We start from the raw sequence: 15,877 nt of genomic DNA on the forward strand, positions 1-15,877 counted from the left end.
CCGACGGGCGTGTTTTTCCCTGCGCCGCTGCGGCCTGACCGAAGCGCAGCCCTGGACGGCAGCTTCGGCCTCCGGGCCAGGGAAGATGCTTTTTCACCCGGCACGGGCAGCTTTCATAAGTGTGGCCAGCTTTATTGACACTCTAATATTTTAGTGTATTTTTCGGCTCACGTCCCTGTTGAGCCATTGGCGACAGGAACGACTGGGAGGAGAAACATGAAAACCTTACGCATGATGGCGCTGGGCGGCGCCTTGCTGGCGACCGCGCTTGCCGGGCCCGCGACAGCGCAGGATTTCCCGGCAAAACCGGTGACGGTGATCGTCCCCTTCGCGCCGGGCGGTGCAAGCGATACCATTGCGCGGCTGGCCACGCAGGCCATGCAGCCGACCTTCGCGCAGCCGCTGGTGGTCGAGAACAAGCCGGGCGCCAATGGCGCGGTGGGTGCCGCGCAGGTCGTGCGCGCCAAGGCGGACGGCTATACGATCATGCAGGCCTCGATCGGCACCTATGGCATCAACCCGGCCTTGCAGCCGAACCTGCCCTATGACCCGCGCGCGGATCTCGAGATGCTGACCATCGCCGTGCGCACCCCCAACGTGCTGGTCACGCGCCCCACGCTCGAGGCGGATTCGGTCGATGCGCTGATCGCGGCGCTGAAGGCCGAGCCCGAGACGATGCTGTTTGCCTCGTCGGGGACCGGATCCTCGGACCACCTGACCTCCGAGCTGTTCTGGCAGGTCACCGGCACCTCGGGCATCCATGTCCCCTACAAGGGCGGCGGACCGGCGCAGATCGACATCATGGGCGGCCATGCCGACGTCTCGTTCCAGAACCTGGGCGCGGTCGCGGGCTTCGTGCGCGACGGCAAGATGAAGATGCTGGCGATCGCCGCCGCCGAGCGTTCGCCCGAATTTCCCGACATCCCGACCTTCAGGGAACTGGGGATCGAGGGGATGGAGGTCTATTCCTGGCAGGGCTTCTCGGCCCCCAAGGGTATTGATCCGGCGGCCAAGGAGACACTGGCCTCGGCGATCACCGCGGCTCTGAAGACCCCGGCCGTGGCCGAGCAGCTCAAGGGGATGGGGTTCGAGGTGCTGGCCAACAGCCCGGCCGAGGCCGACGCCTTTGTTGCGCAGGAGATCGACCGCTGGGCCGAGGTGGTCAAGGCCGGCAACATCACCCCCGAGCAGTAACCTTCCCGTGCGCCCGGCATTCCCGCCGGGCGCGCCTTTTCGTCATGGGCGGAGGAGTCCCGATGCAGGGAACCCGGACAAAGGACTTCTGGGCGGGCGTCGTCTATGCCGGCTTCGGGCTGGCGACGATGGTTCTGGCCCGCGACCTGCCGATGGGCAGCGCGGCACGGATGGGGGCGGGCTATTTCCCGACCATGCTGGGCGGGCTGCTGGCCGCAATCGGGCTGGCAGCGATGCTGCGCGGGCTGCGCAATCCGGGGGAGGCGGTGCCGCGCATCCACATCCGCCCGGCGGTGCTGGTGATCGGCGCCACCTTCTTCTTTGCGGCGACGCTTGGTTATCTGGGCCTGGCCGTGGCGCTGCCGACCGCGATCCTGATCGCCGCGGCCGCCAGCCGGAGCTTCCGGCTGGCCCCGGCGCCGCTGCTGGGCCTGCTGGGCTTCACTGCCTTCTGCGTGCTGGTGTTCCTGCGCGGCCTGGGCGTGCCGATGCCGATGATCGGCACCTGGTTCGGAGGCTGACCCGTGGACATCCTTTCCGACCTGCTGCTGGGCGCCCAGACCGCCTTTTCGTTCTCGAACCTTGCCTATTGCCTGCTGGGCGTGTTCCTGGGCACCGCCATCGGCGTCCTGCCCGGCCTTGGCCCGACCGCGACCATCGCCATGCTCTTGCCCGTTACCTTCGGGCTGGCGCCGGAAACCGCGCTGATCATGCTGGCGGGCATCTTCTACGGCGCGCAATACGGCGGCTCGACCACGGCGATCCTGGTCAACCTGCCGGGCGAAAGCTCGTCGGTGGTCACTGCGCTGGACGGCTACCAGATGGCCCGCAAGGGCCAGGCCGGCAAGGCCCTGGCGACGGCCGCCATCGGCTCGTTCGTTGCCGGGTCCATCGCCACGGTGCTGATCACCTTTTTCGCGCCGATGCTGTCCCATATCGCGCTGGCTTTCGGGCCGCATGAATATTTCTCGCTGATGGTCCTGGGGCTGATGGCTTCGGTCGTGCTGGCCAGCGGCTCGCTGCTGCACGCGGTGGGCATGATCATCCTTGGCCTGATCCTGGGCCTGATCGGCACCGACACCAACAGCGGCGAGATGCGCTTCACCTTCGGCATGTTCGAACTGGCCGACGGCATCAGCTTCGTCATCGTCGCGATGGGCGTCTTCGGCCTGGGCGAGATCCTGTCGAACCTCGAGGACGAGACCGAACGGTCCACGGTCAAGGCCAGGATCACCGGCCTGATGCCCAGGCGCGAGGATTTCCGGCGGATGATGGCCCCGGTCCTGCGCGGCACCGGCATCGGCGCGGTTCTGGGCATCCTGCCGGGCGGCGGCGCAATGCTGGCCTCGTTCGCGGCCTATGCGCTGGAGAAGAAGGTCTCGCACCACCCCGAGCAATTCGGCAATGGCGCCATCGAGGGCGTGGCCGGCCCGGAATCGGCCAACAATGCCGGGGCGCAGACCAGCTTCATCCCGATGCTGACGCTGGGCATCCCGTCGAACCCGGTCATGGCGCTGATGATCGGCGCGCTGATCATGCAGGGTATCCAGCCGGGCCCCTCGGTCATCCAGGAACAGCCGGTGCTGTTCTGGGGCCTGATCGTGTCGATGTGGGTCGGCAACCTGATGCTGCTTGTGCTGAACCTGCCGCTGATCGGGCTGTGGGTGAAGATGATCTCGATCCCCTATCGCTATCTTTATCCCTGCATCGTCGCCTTCTGCATGATCGGTGTCTTCAGCCTGAACAATGCCAGTTTCGACATCTGGCTGATGGGCCTGTTCGGCATCGCCGGCTATCTGCTGCGCAAGCTGGATTGCGAGCCGGCGCCGCTGCTTCTGGGCTTCGTGCTCGGCCCGATGCTTGAGGAACACCTGCGCCGCGCCATGCTGGTGTCCAAGGGCGATGCCACGGCCTTCCTGACCCGGCCGATCAGCGCGGTGCTGCTTCTGGTCGCGCTGCTGATGGTGGTCAGCATCCTGGCCCCCGCCGTCCGCGCCAAGCGTGCGGAAGCCTTTGTCGAGGACGAGTGACATGCGCCCCAACGCGATACGCGCCATCTGGGCCCAGGGCGGCTGCGCGCTGAACAGCTTCCTGGCCATCGGCGCGCCCTTCGCGGCCGAGGTGATGGCCGCGCAGGGCTTCGACGCGCTGACCGTGGATATCCAGCACGGCATGGTGGACGCCATGCAGGCGGTGGCGCTGTTCCAGGGAATGCAGGGCCAGCCGGTGATGCCGCTGGCCCGCGTGCCCGCCAACGATCCCGCCGTCATCGGCAAGGTGCTGGACGGCGGCGCCTATGGGGTGATCTGCCCGCTGGTCAATACCGCCGCGGATGCTGCGCGGCTGGTCGCCGCCTGCCGCTATCCACCGCTGGGCAATCGCAGCTTCGGCCCGGCCCGTGCGATCTATTCCGCCGGAGCCGACTACGGCGCGGCGGCGGAATCCCGGATCCTGACCTTTGCCATGATCGAGACCGCCGAGGCGATGGCGAATCTCGAGCCCATCGCCGCGACCGAGGGGCTGGATGCGCTGTATATCGGCCCGGCCGACCTGGCGCTTAGCCTGACCGGGCGTCGTTACCGCCTGGGCTTCGACCGCGAGGAACCCGAGATGATCGCGGCCATCCACCGCATCCGTGATGCGGGTCACGCGGCCGGCAAGCGCGTGGCGCTGCATTGCGGCAGTGCCGAATATGCCCGCCGGGCGCGCGACTGGGGCTTCGACATGGTCACCATCGCCAGCGACAGCCGCTTCATGGCGCAGGCCGCGGGGCAGGCGGTGGCGTGCTTTCGGCAATGATCCCGGCCCGCCGCCGGCAGGCCGTGGCGCTGATGCTGGCCGCGACGGTGCTGGCGGGCCTCGACGCGGTGATCGTGCGCAGCCTGGCGGGCGGCGTGCATCCGCTGATGATCGCCTTTTTCCGCGCCCTGTTCGGGCTCTTGGCGATCCTGCCCTGGATCGTGCTGCGGGTGGATCTGCGCGCTTCTCCTTATCGCGGGCTGCATGTGCTGCGCGCGGCACTGAAGCAGGCGTCGCTGGTGGCGATGTTCCTGGCCTTTACCCATGCACCGCTGGCCGATGCCACCGCCATCAGCTTCACCACGCCAATCTTCCTGACTCTGGGCGCCTGGCTTGTGCTGCGCGAACGGGTGGACGTCGCCAGGCTGGCCGGGGTGGCCGCGGGCTTTCTGGGCATCCTGGTCGTCGTCCGGCCCGCATCCGGCAGCTTCGATCCCTGGCTGCTGGCGGCGCTGGCGGGGGCGGTGCTGACGGCGCTGATCCAGCTGGTGCTGCGGCGGATGGCGCAACGCGACACCGCGCAGCGGCTGGTGGCCTGGAACCTGCTGGCGATGGCGCCGCTGGGCCTGGCCGGTGCACTGCCGGTCTGGGTCGCGCCGACGCCGCAGGAACTGGGCCTGCTGGCTGTACAAGGCGTGCTGGGGGCGCTGAACATGACCCTGATCACCCGCGCCTTCGGCCTGGCCGAGGCATCGCTGCTGGCGCCGCTGGACTTCCTGCGCCTGCCGGTCGTGGCGCTGCTGGCCTATGCCTTCTTCGCCGAACGGGTGGCGCCCGCGACCTGGCTGGGCGGCGCGTTCATCATCCTGGCCGCGATCCTTGCCGGATGGTCCGGCCGCCGTCGATGAGTCGGTTTTTCCTTTCGCAGAAATCCTAGAAATACTAATATATCAATATTGAGCCGATTCGGCTGTCGCGCCAGAGGAAGGGCCACAGCCGGAAAACGCAGCCCGGCGGGAAACGCCCCGCGGCCATACGTCAGGGAGGACGGGCCAAATGCAGTCATTCATCGGAAAACGGGCCCTTGCCAGCGCGGTGTCGCTGGTGGGGCTGGTGATCCTGGTCTTTTTCCTGTCCCGCCTGACCGGCGACCCGACCAATCTCTACCTGCCGCTGGACGCCACGACCGAGATGCGAGAGCAGTTCCGCGAGTTGCACGGCTTCAACGACCCGCTGGTGGTGCAGTTCGGCCGCTATGTCGGCGACCTGGTGCGGGGCGATTTCGGCGACAGCATCCGCCAGGCGCGTCCGGCGATGGAGGTGGTGCTGCAAGCCTTCGGCTGGACGCTGCGGCTGGCGGTCATCACCATGACCCTGGTCGCCATTGCCGCCGTCGTCATCGGCTCGCTGGCAGCGTTCCGCGTCGGAGGGATCTTCGACCGCATCGCCACCTTCTTCTCGCTGATCGGCGCCTCGGCTCCGGATTTCTGGATCGCCATCGTCGCCATCGTGGTCTTTGCCGTGAACCTGCACTGGCTGCCGACCTCGGGCACCGGCACGGCGCTGCACTGGGTGCTGCCGGTGGCGGTGCTGTTCATCCGGCCCTTTGGCCTGATCCTGCAGGTGGTGCGCGGCTCGATGATCTCGGTGCTGTCCTCGGCCTATGTCAAGACGGCGCGGGCCAAGGGCGTGCGCGCGCGGCCGATCATCTTTGTCCACGCATTGCGCAATGCCATGCTGCCGGTCATCACCGTGATCGGCGACCAGGCGGCGGCGATCCTGAACGGCGCGGTGGTGATCGAGACGATCTTCGGCTTTCCCGGCATCGGCAAGCTGATGATCGACTCGATCCTGCTGCGCGACTTCTCGGTGGTGCTGGCCGCGATCATGGTTTCGGCCCTGGCCATCTTTGTCATGAACCTGCTGATCGACCTGGCCTATGCCGCGCTCGATCCCCGCATTCGGTATTGAGATGAGCATGTCGGACACCCGCACCCTGACCGAACCCAAGGAGCGCGGCGCGGCATCGCGCTGGCTGAAGATGCTCTGGGTCGACAAGCCGGCGTTTTGCGCGGCCCTGTTCCTGCTGATCGTGGTGCTATGCGCGCTGTTCGGCCCCATGCTGATGGGCGACATGGCGACCAGGCAGAACCTGCGCGGGCGCAATGCGCCTCCCTTCGACCTGGCGCAGGGCTGGGCCTATGTGCTGGGCGCCGATGCGCTCGGCCGTCCGCTGCTGGCCCGTATCGCCGTCGCCGCCCAGAACACGATCATGGTCGCGGCGGGCGCCGTGCTGGGATCGGCCGTCATCGGCTGCGCCCTTGGGCTGGTCGCGGGCTATTCCCGCAAGCGCGCCGCGCAATGGATCATGCGGCTGGGCGACGTGATCATGTCCTTCCCGTCGCTGCTGCTGGCGGTGATCGTGCTTTACATGCTGGAGCCCTCGGTCGCCAATATCGTGCTGGTATTGGCGATCACCCGGATCCCGGTCTATCTGCGCACCACCCGCGCCGAGGTGCTGGAGATCCGCGAGCGCATGTTCGTGTCCGCCGCCCGCGTCATGGGCGCATCCGACCGCCGCATCGTGTTTCGCCACATCCTGCCGGTGGTGCTGCCGACGCTGGTGACCATCGCCACGCTGGATTTCGCCTTCGTCATGCTGGCCGAAAGCAGCCTGTCCTTCCTGGGCATCGGCATCCAGGCACCGGAAATCACCTGGGGCCTGATGGTCAGCCAGGGCCGGCAATACCTGACCACCGCCTGGTGGCTGTCGTTCTGGCCGGGGCTGGCGATCATCCTGACCACGCTGTCGCTGAACCTGCTGTCGAACTGGCTGCGCATCGCGCTGGACCCCGCCCAACGCTGGCGGCTTGAAATGGGGGGACGCCGCAATGGCTAAGCATCTGCTTGAGGTCCGCGACCTGTCGGTCGAATTCCACACCGCGGCCGGTACGGTGCAGGCGGTCCAGAACGTCAGCTGGCACCTGGACCGCGGCGAGACCCTGGCCATCCTCGGCGAAAGCGGATCGGGCAAGTCGGTCTCGGCCTCGGCGGTGATGAACCTGATCGACATGCCGCCGGGCAGGATCACCAACGGCCAGATCCTGCTGAACGGGCAGGACATGCTGGCGATGGGCGCAGAGCAGCGCCGCCGGATCAACGGCGCGAAGATCGCGATGATCTTCCAGGATCCGCTGGCGCATCTGAACCCGGTCTATTCTGTCGGCTGGCAGATTGCCGAGATGGTCACGACCCATGGCGGCAGCCGGGGCAGGGCGCGGGCCCGCGCGCTGGAGCTGCTGCGCCGCGTCGGCATCCCCGAACCCGAGGCGGCCATGTTCAGGTATCCGCATCAGTTCTCGGGCGGGCAGCGGCAGCGGCTGATGATCGCCATGGCCCTGGCCTGCAAGCCCGACATCCTGATCGCGGACGAGCCGACCACCGCGCTGGACGTCACGGTCCAGGCGCAGGTGCTGGAACTGCTCGAGGAATTGCAGGCCGAAACCGGCATGGGGATCCTGATCATCACCCATGATCTGGGCGTCGTGGCCGAGATCGCCGATCGCGTCGTGGTGATGAACGGGGGCCGCATCGTCGAGACGGGACGCGCGGCCGAAGTCTATGCCAACCCGCAGAACGCCTATACCCGCAAGCTGATCGACGCGGCGCCGGGCAAGGGCGCGATGCCCGAGGAACGCGACCGCAGCGACCAGCCCTTGCTGCGCGCCGAAGGACTGGAAAAGCACTACGGCGCCTTTCACGCGCTCAAGGGCGTCGACCTGACCATCATGCCGGGCGAGACCGTAGCGGTGGTCGGCGAATCCGGCTCGGGCAAATCGACGCTGGCCCGCGCCATCCTGCGGCTGGACGATCCCGACGCGGGCAAGGTGCTGTATCGCGGCAACGACCTGATGACGATGCCGCCGCGCGAGCTGTTCGGCCTGCGCCGCGACCTGCAGATGGTGTTCCAGGATCCGACGCAGTCGCTGAACCCGCGCATGACGGTGTTCCAGCTGATTTCCGAAGCCTGGGTGATCCATCGCGACATCCTGCCCCGTGCCCGGTGGAAAGATCGCGTGGCCGAGCTGCTGACCAAGGTCGGGCTGCGGCCGGAACATGCCGCGCGTTATCCACACCAGTTCTCGGGCGGGCAGCGCCAGCGCATCGCCATCGCCCGCGCGCTGGCGATGGAGCCGAAGCTGATCGTCTGCGACGAGGCGGTCTCGGCGCTGGACGTGTCGATCCAGGCGCAGGTGATCCAGCTGCTGGACGGGCTCAGGCGCGAATTCGGCCTGTCCTATCTGTTCATCGCCCATGACCTGCCGGTGGTGCGCGACTTTGCGGACCGGGTGGTCGTCATGCGCCAGGGCCGCGTCGTCGAGGAGGGCCCTGTCCGCCGGATCTTTGAAAGCCCCCGCGATCCCTATACGCAGGCCCTGCTGGCGGCCAGCCTGGATCCCGATCCCGCGGTGCAGGCCGCCCGCCGCATCGCCCGCGAGGCCCTGGAGACAATCCCCGCATGAAGCATTCCCCGACGAAGCCCGACGTTCTGGTCGCCTATCCGCTGCGCCCCCGTTTCATGGAGGCGTTGGAGGCGCGCTATAGCCTGCACCGCCTGGACCGCGACGGTCCGGGCGTCCTGGAGGCGGCGGGGCCGGTCTGCACGGCGATGGTGGCGAACGGCCATGTCGCCGTGGACAAGGCGCTGCTGGACCGGCTGCCGGTGCTGCAACTGGTTGCCTGCTCCTCGGCCGGGTTCGACCTGATGGACACCGCCGAGATGGCGCGGCGGGGCATCCGGCTGACCAATACCTCGGACGCGCTGGTGGACGAGGTGGCGAATATGGCGGTGCTGCTGGCGCTGGCCGCGCGGCGGCAGCTGGTGCGGGCCGACGCCTATGTCCGCTCGGGCGAATGGGGCGAAAAGGGCATGTTCCCGCTGACCCCCTCGACCGTGGGGCTGCGCACGGGGATCGTGGGCCTGGGCAATATCGGCCTGGCCATCGCCAGCCGCTGCCAGGCCCTGGGCCACCAGGTCGCCTATTTCGGCCGCAGCCGCAAGCCGGTGGACTACGAATATGTCCCGGATCTGGTGGCGCTGGCCGAGTGGGCCGACCTCCTGATCGTCGCCACCCCGGGCGGGGCCGCCACCCAGGGGCTGGTCGGGGCGCGGGTGCTGCGGGCGCTGGGTCCGGCGGGCACGCTGGTCAACGTGGCGCGCGGCTCGGTCGTGGACGAACCGGCGCTGATCGCGGCGCTGCGTGACGGCGGGCTGGGCTCGGCTGGGCTGGACGTCTATGCCAACGAGCCGTGCCCCGATGCCGCGCTGGCCGGGCTGAGCAATGTCGCGCTTTACCCCCACCACGCCAGCGGGACCGAGGAAACCCGCGATCGCATGGCGCAGCTGACCCTGGACAACCTGGCGGCCTTCTTTGCCGGCCAGCCCCTCCCGACCCCGGTGCTCTGAGCCGCGCCGGGCGACAGGGCAGGCCATGCCGGAAAGGTTCCGGCCGGGCGAGCATGCCCGCTGGAACCCGGGGCAGGCCACGCCCGCCGGGCATCGGACGAGGATCCGCGACAGGGGTCCGGGAGCGGCAGGGCAGGGCATGGCGCCCGTGCAGGGGCGGCGCGCCGGAACGGCTTTGACCCGCCGCCGGATCGGCCGCGGCCCGCGCGGGACCACAGGCCGGCTCACGCGAAGTAATGCGGGAATTCCTGGCGCATCGCCTCGACGCGCGAGACGGTCTGGCTCAGGTGATCGCGGATCGCGGCCATGGCCTGGTCGGGATCGCCAGAGACGATGCCGTCGACGATGGCGCGGTGTCCGGCCAGGATGTTCTTCACCTTGCCCTGTTCGGGAAGATGCAGGCGCCGGATCCGTTCCAGATGGCCCGAGCGTTCCCGCACGAGTTGATGCAGGCCGGTGCGGTTCAGGCCGGCGAACAGGGTCTGGTGGAACAGCTCGTCCAGCTCCTGGAAGATCGCCATCTGGCTGGGATCCTCGGCCACCGCCTCCTGCATGCGGATGATCGACCGCGCCCGCGTCACCGTTTCGGGTGCGCCGTCGGTCGCCAGCCGGCGGCAGACCTCGGTCTCCAGCGCCACGCGCAGGAAATGCGCCTCATAGACTTGCGGCACGTCGATGCGGGTCACCACGGTCTTGGACTGCGGATAGATGCGGACCAGCCCCTCCTGCTTCAGAAGCTGCAAGGCCTCGCGGATCGGGGTCTGGCTGACCTCGTAGGTGTCGGTCAGTTCGCCGCGCGACAGGGTGGTGTCGGGCGGCAGTTGCAGGGTGATCACCCGCCGCCGCAGATCCTCGTAGACGCGCTGCACCGTGCCGCCGGGCATGGCCTGGCTGTGCAGGTCCGCCAGTCCGAAGGTCGAGGCAAGCGAGGTGCTCATGATCCGCTCCTTTTTCTTGTTCCGAACATAGGGCGGCGAAAACTGCCGCACAAGAATACAAATATACTGGTTGATATAGTTGGTGAACTAAAATATTAGTTGAACCAGAGACACCGACTGATTCCGGTGCAGGAGGGGAAGAAGATGGCCGCCAAGACACCCGGCGCGTTGCGCTCGGCCCGTTGGTTCGCGCCCGATGATCTGCGCAGCTTTGGCCATCGGTCCCGGCTGATGCAGCTGGGCTATGGCGAGGAGGATTTCCGCGACAAGCCCGTCATCGGCATCCTGAACACCTGGTCCGAGCTGAACAGCTGCCATGCGCATTTCCGCGAACGCGCCCAGGATGTGCGCCGCGGCGTCATGCAGGCGGGTGGCTTTCCGGTGGAAATGCCGTCGCTGTCGGTCGACGAAAGCTTCACCAAGCCCACGTCGATGCTGTATCGCAACATGCTGGCCATCGAGACCGAGGAGATGATCCGCTCGCACCCGCTGGACGGCGTGGTGCTGATGGGCGGCTGCGACAAGACCACGCCGGGGCTGGTGATGGGCGCGATCTCGGCGGGGATTCCGATGATCTACCTGCCGGCCGGGCCGATGCTGCGCGGCAATTACGCCGGCAAGATCCTGGGCTCGGGCTCGGACGCCTGGAAATACTGGGACGAGCGCCGCGCCGGAAACATCAGCGATGCGGAATGGCTGGGGGTGCAGGGCGGCATCGCTCGTTCGGCCGGGGTCTGCATGACCATGGGCACCGCCTCGACCATGACCGCCATCGCCGATTCCATGGGGCTGACGCTGCCAGGCGCCTCGTCGATCCCGGCGGTCGATGCCAACCACCAGCGCATGGGCGCCGAATGCGGCCGCCGCATCGTCGCCATGGTGTGGGAGGATCTGACCCCCGACCGCATCGTGACCGAGGCCGCCGTCCGCAATGCCGCCGTGGTGGCGATGGCGACCGGCTGCTCGACCAATGCCGTCGTTCACCTGATCGCCATGGCGCGCCGTGCCGGGATCGAGCTGACGCTGGACGACCTGGATGCGCTGGGGCGGGTGACGCCGCTGATCGCCAACGTCCGGCCCTCGGGCAAGGACTACCTGATGGAGGACTTCTATTATGCCGGGGGCTTGCGCGGGCTGATGACCCAGATCGCCGACCGGCTGGACCTGTCCTGCCTGACCGTCACCGGCAAGACCCTGGGCGAGAACCTGCAAGGCGCCCAGGTCTATAACGACGACGTGATCCGGCCGCTGTCGAACCCGGTCTATCACGAGGGGTCGCTGGCGGTGCTGCGCGGCAACCTGTGCCCGGACGGCGCGGTCATCAAGCCCGCGGCCTGCGATCCGAAATTCCACGTTCACCAGGGCCCGGCCCTGGTCTTCGACAGCTATCCCGAGATGAAGAAGGCCGTCGACGACCCCGGCCTGGACGTGACGCCCGACACGGTCATGGTGCTGCGCAATGCGGGGCCGCAGGGCGGGCCGGGTTTTCCCGAATGGGGGATGCTGCCGATCCCCAAGGCGCTGATCCGGCAGGGCCATCGCGACATGCTGCGGATCTCGGACGCGCGCATGTCGGGCACCAGCTACGGCGCCTGCGTGCTGCATGTGGCGCCCGAAAGCTTTGTCGGCGGGCCGCTGGCCCTTCTACGCACCGGCGACATCGTCCGGCTGGACCTGCCGAACCGGCGGCTGGACATGCTGGTTCCCGAGGACGAGATCGCCGCCCGCCGCGCCGCCTGGCTCGCGCCGGAACCGCGGTTCGAACGCGGCTGGGGCTGGATGTTCCAGCGCCACGTCACGCAGGCCGATCAGGGCTGCGACTTCGATTTCCTGCAATCCGACTTCGGCCGTGCCGCCGGCGACCCCGATATCTTCTGAGGTGAACCCATGACGCTTTCCGACGAAACCCGCGCGAAACTGAAAAAGGTCTCGACCGCTTCGATCGCCACGGCGCTCTACAAGCGCGGCCTGCGCAACCAGTTCATCCAGGGCGTGGTCCCGGTTGCGCCCAAGGACGAGAACATGGTCGGCCCGGCCTTTACCCTGCGCTATATCCCCGCGCGCGAGGATCGCAACCCGATCACGGTGTTTCGCAACCCCGACCACCCGCAGCGGGTGGCGGTGGAAACCTGCCCGCCCGGCCATGTGCTGGTGATGGACGGGCGCAAGGATGCGCGGGCGGCCACGGCCGGCTCGATCCTGATCACGCGGCTGGCGCTGCGCGGGGCGGCGGGGGTCGTCACCGATGCCGGGATGCGCGACGCCGAGGGGATCGGCAAGCTGGACATGCCGGCCTATTTCGCCAGGGCCTCGGCGCCGACCAACCTGACGCTGCACGAGGCGCTGGACATCGACGTGCCGATTTCCTGCGGCGATGCGCCGGTCTTTCCCGGCGACATCATGGTCGGCGACAAGGACGGGGTGATGGTGATCCCCGCCCACCTGGCCGACGAGATCGCCGAGGAATGCACCGGCATGGAAAGCTTCGAGGATTTCGTGCTGGAGGAGGTGCAGGGCGGGGCGGCCATCATCGGCCTGTATCCCTGCACCAGAGAGGAGAACCAGCAGAAATACGCGGCATGGCGCGCCCGCACCGGCCGCTAGGCGGCACAGGCCCGGCGCCGCTTGCGCGGCGTCGCGCCGGGGCCCTCTCGCCCCCGGACCCGCCGAGGATCCTTGTGCAAGCAAGCAGCGGCCGGTGGCGCGGCCTGTCGCCGTCGCCGGGGCGCCTATGCACGGCAAGTCCGGGTCCGGGTTGCGCGGACCGTCACCTCTAACGTGAAAGGAGCCTTTCGATGGTCTTTCCCCCCCACGGCCGACACCTGATCGGTGGCGACTGGGTCGCGGGTGCGGCCCGCTTCCCCAACGAGCCCGCCTTCGGCCCGGTCCATCAGTTCAGCACCGGCACGGTCGAGCTGGTCAACCGCGCCTGTGCCGCAGCCGAGGATGCGTTCTGGAGCTATGGCTGGACCCCGCGCGAGACCCGCGCGGCCTTCCTCGAGGCGATCGCCGAGGAGATCGAGGCCCGCGCCGAGCCGATCACCGCCATCGGCGCCCAGGAAACCGGCCTGCCCGAGGCGCGGCTTATCGGCGAGCACGGCCGAACCACCGGCCAGCTGCGGCTGTTCGCGGATCATATCCGCAAGGGCGATTACCTCGACCGCCGCCACGACAAGGCGCTGCCCGACCGCCAGCCGCTGCCGCGCCCGGACCTGCGGCTGATCCAGCGCCCCATCGGCCCGGTGGCGGTGTTCGGCGCCTCGAACTTCCCGCTGGCCTTCTCGACCGCGGGCGGCGACACCGCCTCCGCGCTCGCCGCCGGCTGCCCGGTCGTGGTCAAGGGCCATTCCGCCCATCCCGGCACCGCCGAGATCGTGGCCGAGGCCATCCATGCCGCCATCGCGAAGACCGGCACGCATCCCGGCACCTTCAGCCTGATCCAGGGCGGAGACCGCAAGGTGGGCGAGGCGCTAGTCCAGCATCCGCTGATCAAGGCCGTGGGCTTCACCGGCTCCCTTGCCGGGGGACGGGCACTGTTCGACCTGTGCGCCGCGCGCCCCGAGCCGATCCCGTTCTTCGGCGAACTGGGCTCGGTCAACCCGATGTTCCTGCTGCCCGCCGCGCTGGCCGCGCACGCCGAACAGATCGGCAGCGGCTGGGCCGGGTCGCTGAGCATGGGTGCCGGGCAGTTCTGCACCAATCCCGGCATCGCGGTGGTGATCGACGGAGAGAATGCCGACAAGTTTGCGCAATCGGCACGGGCGGCCTTGGAAAAGGTCGGTCCCCAGACCATGCTGACCGGGGGCATCGCCCGCGCCTATCGCGACGGCCAGGCGCGGTTCGAATCGTGCAATGCGGTGACGCCGCTGCTTTCCACCGACAGCCACGGCCGCGCGGCCAGCCCGAACCTCTACGAGACCACGGCCGAGGCCTGGCTGCAGAACCACGCGCTCGGCGAGGAGGTGTTCGGCCCGCTGGGCCTGGTCGTGCGGGTGCGCGACATGGACGAGATGATGCGGCTGGCGCGCGGCTTCGAAGGGCAACTGACGGCGACGCTTCACATGGAGGAAGCCGACCTGCCGGCGGCGCGGCGGCTGCTGCCGGTGCTGGAGCGCAAGGCAGGGCGGGTGCTGGTGAACGGCTTCCCCACAGGGGTCGAGGTCTGCGACGCCATGGTCCATGGCGGCCCCTATCCGGCCAGCACCAATTTCGGCGCCACCTCGGTCGGAACCATGGCCATCCGAAGGTTCCTGCGCCCCGTCAGCTACCAGAACTGCCCACAAGGGCTCATGCCCCAGGATTTGAATGAAGGATAAATCCATGATTGCCCCCGACCACTTGCGTGACATCATTCGCACCGGGCTCCTGTCCTTTCCGGTCACGCCCTTCGACGTCGAGGACCGCTTCGACCCCAGGCCCTTCGCGGCGCATCTGGAATGGCTGTCCTCCTATCCCGTGGCCGGGCTGATCGTTGCGGGCGGCACGGGCGAGCTGTTCTCGCTGACGCCATCGGAAGTGGTCGAGGCGGTCAGGACCGCGCGCGGCGTTTCGGGCGGCGGCCCGGTCATCGCCGGCTGCGGCTATGGCACCCGCATCGCCTGCGACATGGCGCGCGAGATCGAGGCGGCGGGCGGCGACGGCATCCTGCTGCTGCCGCATTATCTGACCGAAGCCCCGGCCGAAGGCATTGCCGCGCGCATCCGCGCCGTCTGCAAGGCCACCAACATGGGCGTCATCGTCTATAACCGCGGCCAGGCACGGGTCAGCGCCGAACAACTGGCGCGGCTGGCCGACGAATGCCCGAACCTGATCGGCTTCAAGGACGGCACAGGCGACATCGACACCGTGCGCCGCGTCACCGTCATGCTGGGCGACCGGCTGTCCTATATCGGCGGGATGCCCACGCACGAGCTGTTCGCACAGGCCTACAAGGGCGCGGGGATGCCGACCTATTCCTCGGCCGTGTTCAACTTCGTCCCCGAGACGGCGCTGAAATTCCATGCCGCGCTGATGGTGGACGACAATGCCACCTGCGAACGGATGCTGCGCGAGTTCTATTATCCCTTCGCGGCGATCCGCGACCGCAAGGCGGGCTATGCGGTGTCGGCGGTCAAGGCGGGCGTGCGGCTGCGGGGCTTCGAAGCGGGCCATGTCCGCGCGCCCCTGACCGACCTGACCGAGGAGGAGGTCGCGATGATGCAGTCGCTGATCGACGGCGCAAGATGAGTCTGCGATCCGCCCTGGCCGGCGTCTCGGGCATCCTGGTGACGCCTTTCGATGCTGATGACCGGATCGCGCCGGCGCGGCTGGAGCCCATCGTCGACCGGGCGCTGGCCGCCGGGCTGCACATTCCGGTCGTGAACGGCAATACCGGCGAGTTCTACAGCCTGACCGTGGACGAGGCCGAGGCGATCTGCGCCGAGGTCTGCGCCATGGTCGGCGCCCGCGCGCCGGTGTTGGCGGGGGTGGGGCGCTCGGTCGGGGATGCCTGCCGCCTGGCCGCCGCGGCGGCGCGGGCGGGGGCCGCGGGGCTGATGGT

At 68.3% G+C, this 15,877-nt stretch carries 15 protein-coding genes; 14 read left to right on the plus strand and 1 reads right to left on the minus strand.

Translation table 11 applies throughout. From position 1 onward, the window contains the following. The first annotated feature begins 216 nt into the window (after window positions 1-216). From I9P22_RS08390 to I9P22_RS08430, 9 genes are all read left to right on the plus strand, one after another. Window positions 217-1,194 carry a Bug family tripartite tricarboxylate transporter substrate binding protein gene (locus I9P22_RS08390; protein WP_199259069.1) on the plus strand — a complete coding sequence of 326 codons (978 nt, stop codon included), beginning with the start codon at window positions 217-219 and terminating at the stop codon, window positions 1,192-1,194. 62 nt (window positions 1,195-1,256) lie between these two features. Further along, window positions 1,257-1,715, plus strand: coding sequence for a tripartite tricarboxylate transporter TctB family protein (locus I9P22_RS08395; RefSeq protein ID WP_199259070.1), 459 nt, complete (start codon window positions 1,257-1,259; stop codon window positions 1,713-1,715). Window positions 1,716-1,718: 3 nt separating this feature from the next. Beyond that, window positions 1,719-3,224 carry a tripartite tricarboxylate transporter permease gene (locus tag I9P22_RS08400; RefSeq protein WP_199259071.1) on the plus strand — a complete coding sequence of 502 codons (1,506 nt, stop codon included), beginning with the start codon at window positions 1,719-1,721 and terminating at the stop codon, window positions 3,222-3,224. A 1-nt stretch (window position 3,225) separates the two neighbouring features. Further along, window positions 3,226-3,993 carry an HpcH/HpaI aldolase family protein gene (locus I9P22_RS08405; RefSeq protein WP_199259072.1) on the plus strand — a complete coding sequence of 256 codons (768 nt, stop codon included), beginning with the start codon at window positions 3,226-3,228 and terminating at the stop codon, window positions 3,991-3,993. Continuing rightward, window positions 3,978-4,841, plus strand: a complete 864-nt coding sequence (locus tag I9P22_RS08410) for a DMT family transporter (protein ID WP_332909014.1) — start codon at window positions 3,978-3,980, stop codon at window positions 4,839-4,841. The genes I9P22_RS08405 and I9P22_RS08410 overlap by 16 nt, the downstream gene beginning before the upstream one ends. A 148-nt stretch (window positions 4,842-4,989) precedes the next feature. Beyond that, a complete protein-coding gene (locus I9P22_RS08415; protein WP_199259073.1) occupies window positions 4,990-5,904 on the plus strand; it encodes an ABC transporter permease in 915 nt (304 codons plus the stop codon). 7 nt (window positions 5,905-5,911) lie between these two features. Then, window positions 5,912-6,832 carry an ABC transporter permease gene (locus I9P22_RS08420; RefSeq protein ID WP_199259074.1) on the plus strand — a complete coding sequence of 307 codons (921 nt, stop codon included), beginning with the start codon at window positions 5,912-5,914 and terminating at the stop codon, window positions 6,830-6,832. Further along, on the plus strand, window positions 6,825-8,456 hold the full coding sequence (locus I9P22_RS08425; RefSeq protein WP_199259075.1) for an ABC transporter ATP-binding protein: 1,632 nt from the start codon (window positions 6,825-6,827) through the stop codon (window positions 8,454-8,456). Before I9P22_RS08420 ends, I9P22_RS08425 begins: the two co-directional genes overlap by 8 nt. After that, window positions 8,453-9,400 carry a 2-hydroxyacid dehydrogenase gene (locus I9P22_RS08430; protein ID WP_199259076.1) on the plus strand — a complete coding sequence of 316 codons (948 nt, stop codon included), beginning with the start codon at window positions 8,453-8,455 and terminating at the stop codon, window positions 9,398-9,400. Before I9P22_RS08425 ends, I9P22_RS08430 begins: the two co-directional genes overlap by 4 nt. Before the next feature lie 224 nt (window positions 9,401-9,624). Here the strand turns inward: I9P22_RS08430 and I9P22_RS08435 are convergent, their stop codons facing one another. Next, a complete protein-coding gene (locus I9P22_RS08435) occupies window positions 9,625-10,338 on the minus strand; it encodes a GntR family transcriptional regulator (RefSeq protein WP_199259077.1) in 714 nt (237 codons plus the stop codon). Between the two features lie 144 nt (window positions 10,339-10,482). Between I9P22_RS08435 and araD the strand changes: the two genes are divergently transcribed. The 5 genes from araD to I9P22_RS08460 all read left to right on the plus strand — a co-directional run. Further along, window positions 10,483-12,216, plus strand: coding sequence for an L-arabinonate dehydratase (gene araD, locus I9P22_RS08440; protein WP_199259078.1), 1,734 nt, complete (start codon window positions 10,483-10,485; stop codon window positions 12,214-12,216). Window positions 12,217-12,225: 9 nt separating this feature from the next. Beyond that, window positions 12,226-12,942: a ribonuclease activity regulator RraA gene (locus I9P22_RS08445; protein WP_199259079.1), complete on the plus strand. Its 717-nt coding sequence runs from the start codon at window positions 12,226-12,228 to the stop codon at window positions 12,940-12,942. Window positions 12,943-13,133: 191 nt separating this feature from the next. Next, the gene (locus I9P22_RS08450; protein ID WP_199259080.1) at window positions 13,134-14,654 is read left to right on the plus strand and encodes an aldehyde dehydrogenase (NADP(+)); all 1,521 of its coding nucleotides are present in this window, start codon (window positions 13,134-13,136) and stop codon (window positions 14,652-14,654) included. 7 nt (window positions 14,655-14,661) lie between these two features. Next, entirely contained in the window at window positions 14,662-15,564 is a 903-nt protein-coding gene (locus tag I9P22_RS08455) for a 5-dehydro-4-deoxyglucarate dehydratase (RefSeq protein WP_199259084.1), read from the plus strand. Beyond that, window positions 15,561-15,877 (plus strand): dihydrodipicolinate synthase family protein (locus I9P22_RS08460; RefSeq protein ID WP_199259081.1); only part of this gene is annotated, 317 nt, incomplete at its 3' end. The genes I9P22_RS08455 and I9P22_RS08460, both read left to right, overlap by 4 nt.

The sequence above is a fragment of the Paracoccus binzhouensis genome, from assembly GCF_016446475.1.
Taxonomy (GTDB): domain Bacteria; phylum Pseudomonadota; class Alphaproteobacteria; order Rhodobacterales; family Rhodobacteraceae; genus Paracoccus; species Paracoccus binzhouensis.

Excerpts from the sequence above, each read along its gene's own strand:
- I9P22_RS08435 (WP_199259077.1), bottom strand. The coding sequence starts at position 10,338 with ATGAGCACCTCGCTTGCCTCGACCTTCGGACTGGCGGACCTGCACAGC.
- araD (WP_199259078.1), top strand. The coding sequence starts at position 10,483 with ATGGCCGCCAAGACACCCGGCGCGTTGCGCTCGGCCCGTTGGTTCGCG.
- I9P22_RS08415 (WP_199259073.1), top strand. The coding sequence starts at position 4,990 with ATGCAGTCATTCATCGGAAAACGGGCCCTTGCCAGCGCGGTGTCGCTG.
- I9P22_RS08395 (WP_199259070.1), top strand. The coding sequence starts at position 1,257 with ATGCAGGGAACCCGGACAAAGGACTTCTGGGCGGGCGTCGTCTATGCC.
- I9P22_RS08425 (WP_199259075.1), top strand. The coding sequence starts at position 6,825 with ATGGCTAAGCATCTGCTTGAGGTCCGCGACCTGTCGGTCGAATTCCAC.
- I9P22_RS08420 (WP_199259074.1), top strand. The coding sequence starts at position 5,912 with ATGTCGGACACCCGCACCCTGACCGAACCCAAGGAGCGCGGCGCGGCA.
- I9P22_RS08450 (WP_199259080.1), top strand. The coding sequence starts at position 13,134 with ATGGTCTTTCCCCCCCACGGCCGACACCTGATCGGTGGCGACTGGGTC.
- I9P22_RS08445 (WP_199259079.1), top strand. The coding sequence starts at position 12,226 with ATGACGCTTTCCGACGAAACCCGCGCGAAACTGAAAAAGGTCTCGACC.
- I9P22_RS08390 (WP_199259069.1), top strand. The coding sequence starts at position 217 with ATGAAAACCTTACGCATGATGGCGCTGGGCGGCGCCTTGCTGGCGACC.
- I9P22_RS08405 (WP_199259072.1), top strand. The coding sequence starts at position 3,226 with ATGCGCCCCAACGCGATACGCGCCATCTGGGCCCAGGGCGGCTGCGCG.
- I9P22_RS08430 (WP_199259076.1), top strand. The coding sequence starts at position 8,453 with ATGAAGCATTCCCCGACGAAGCCCGACGTTCTGGTCGCCTATCCGCTG.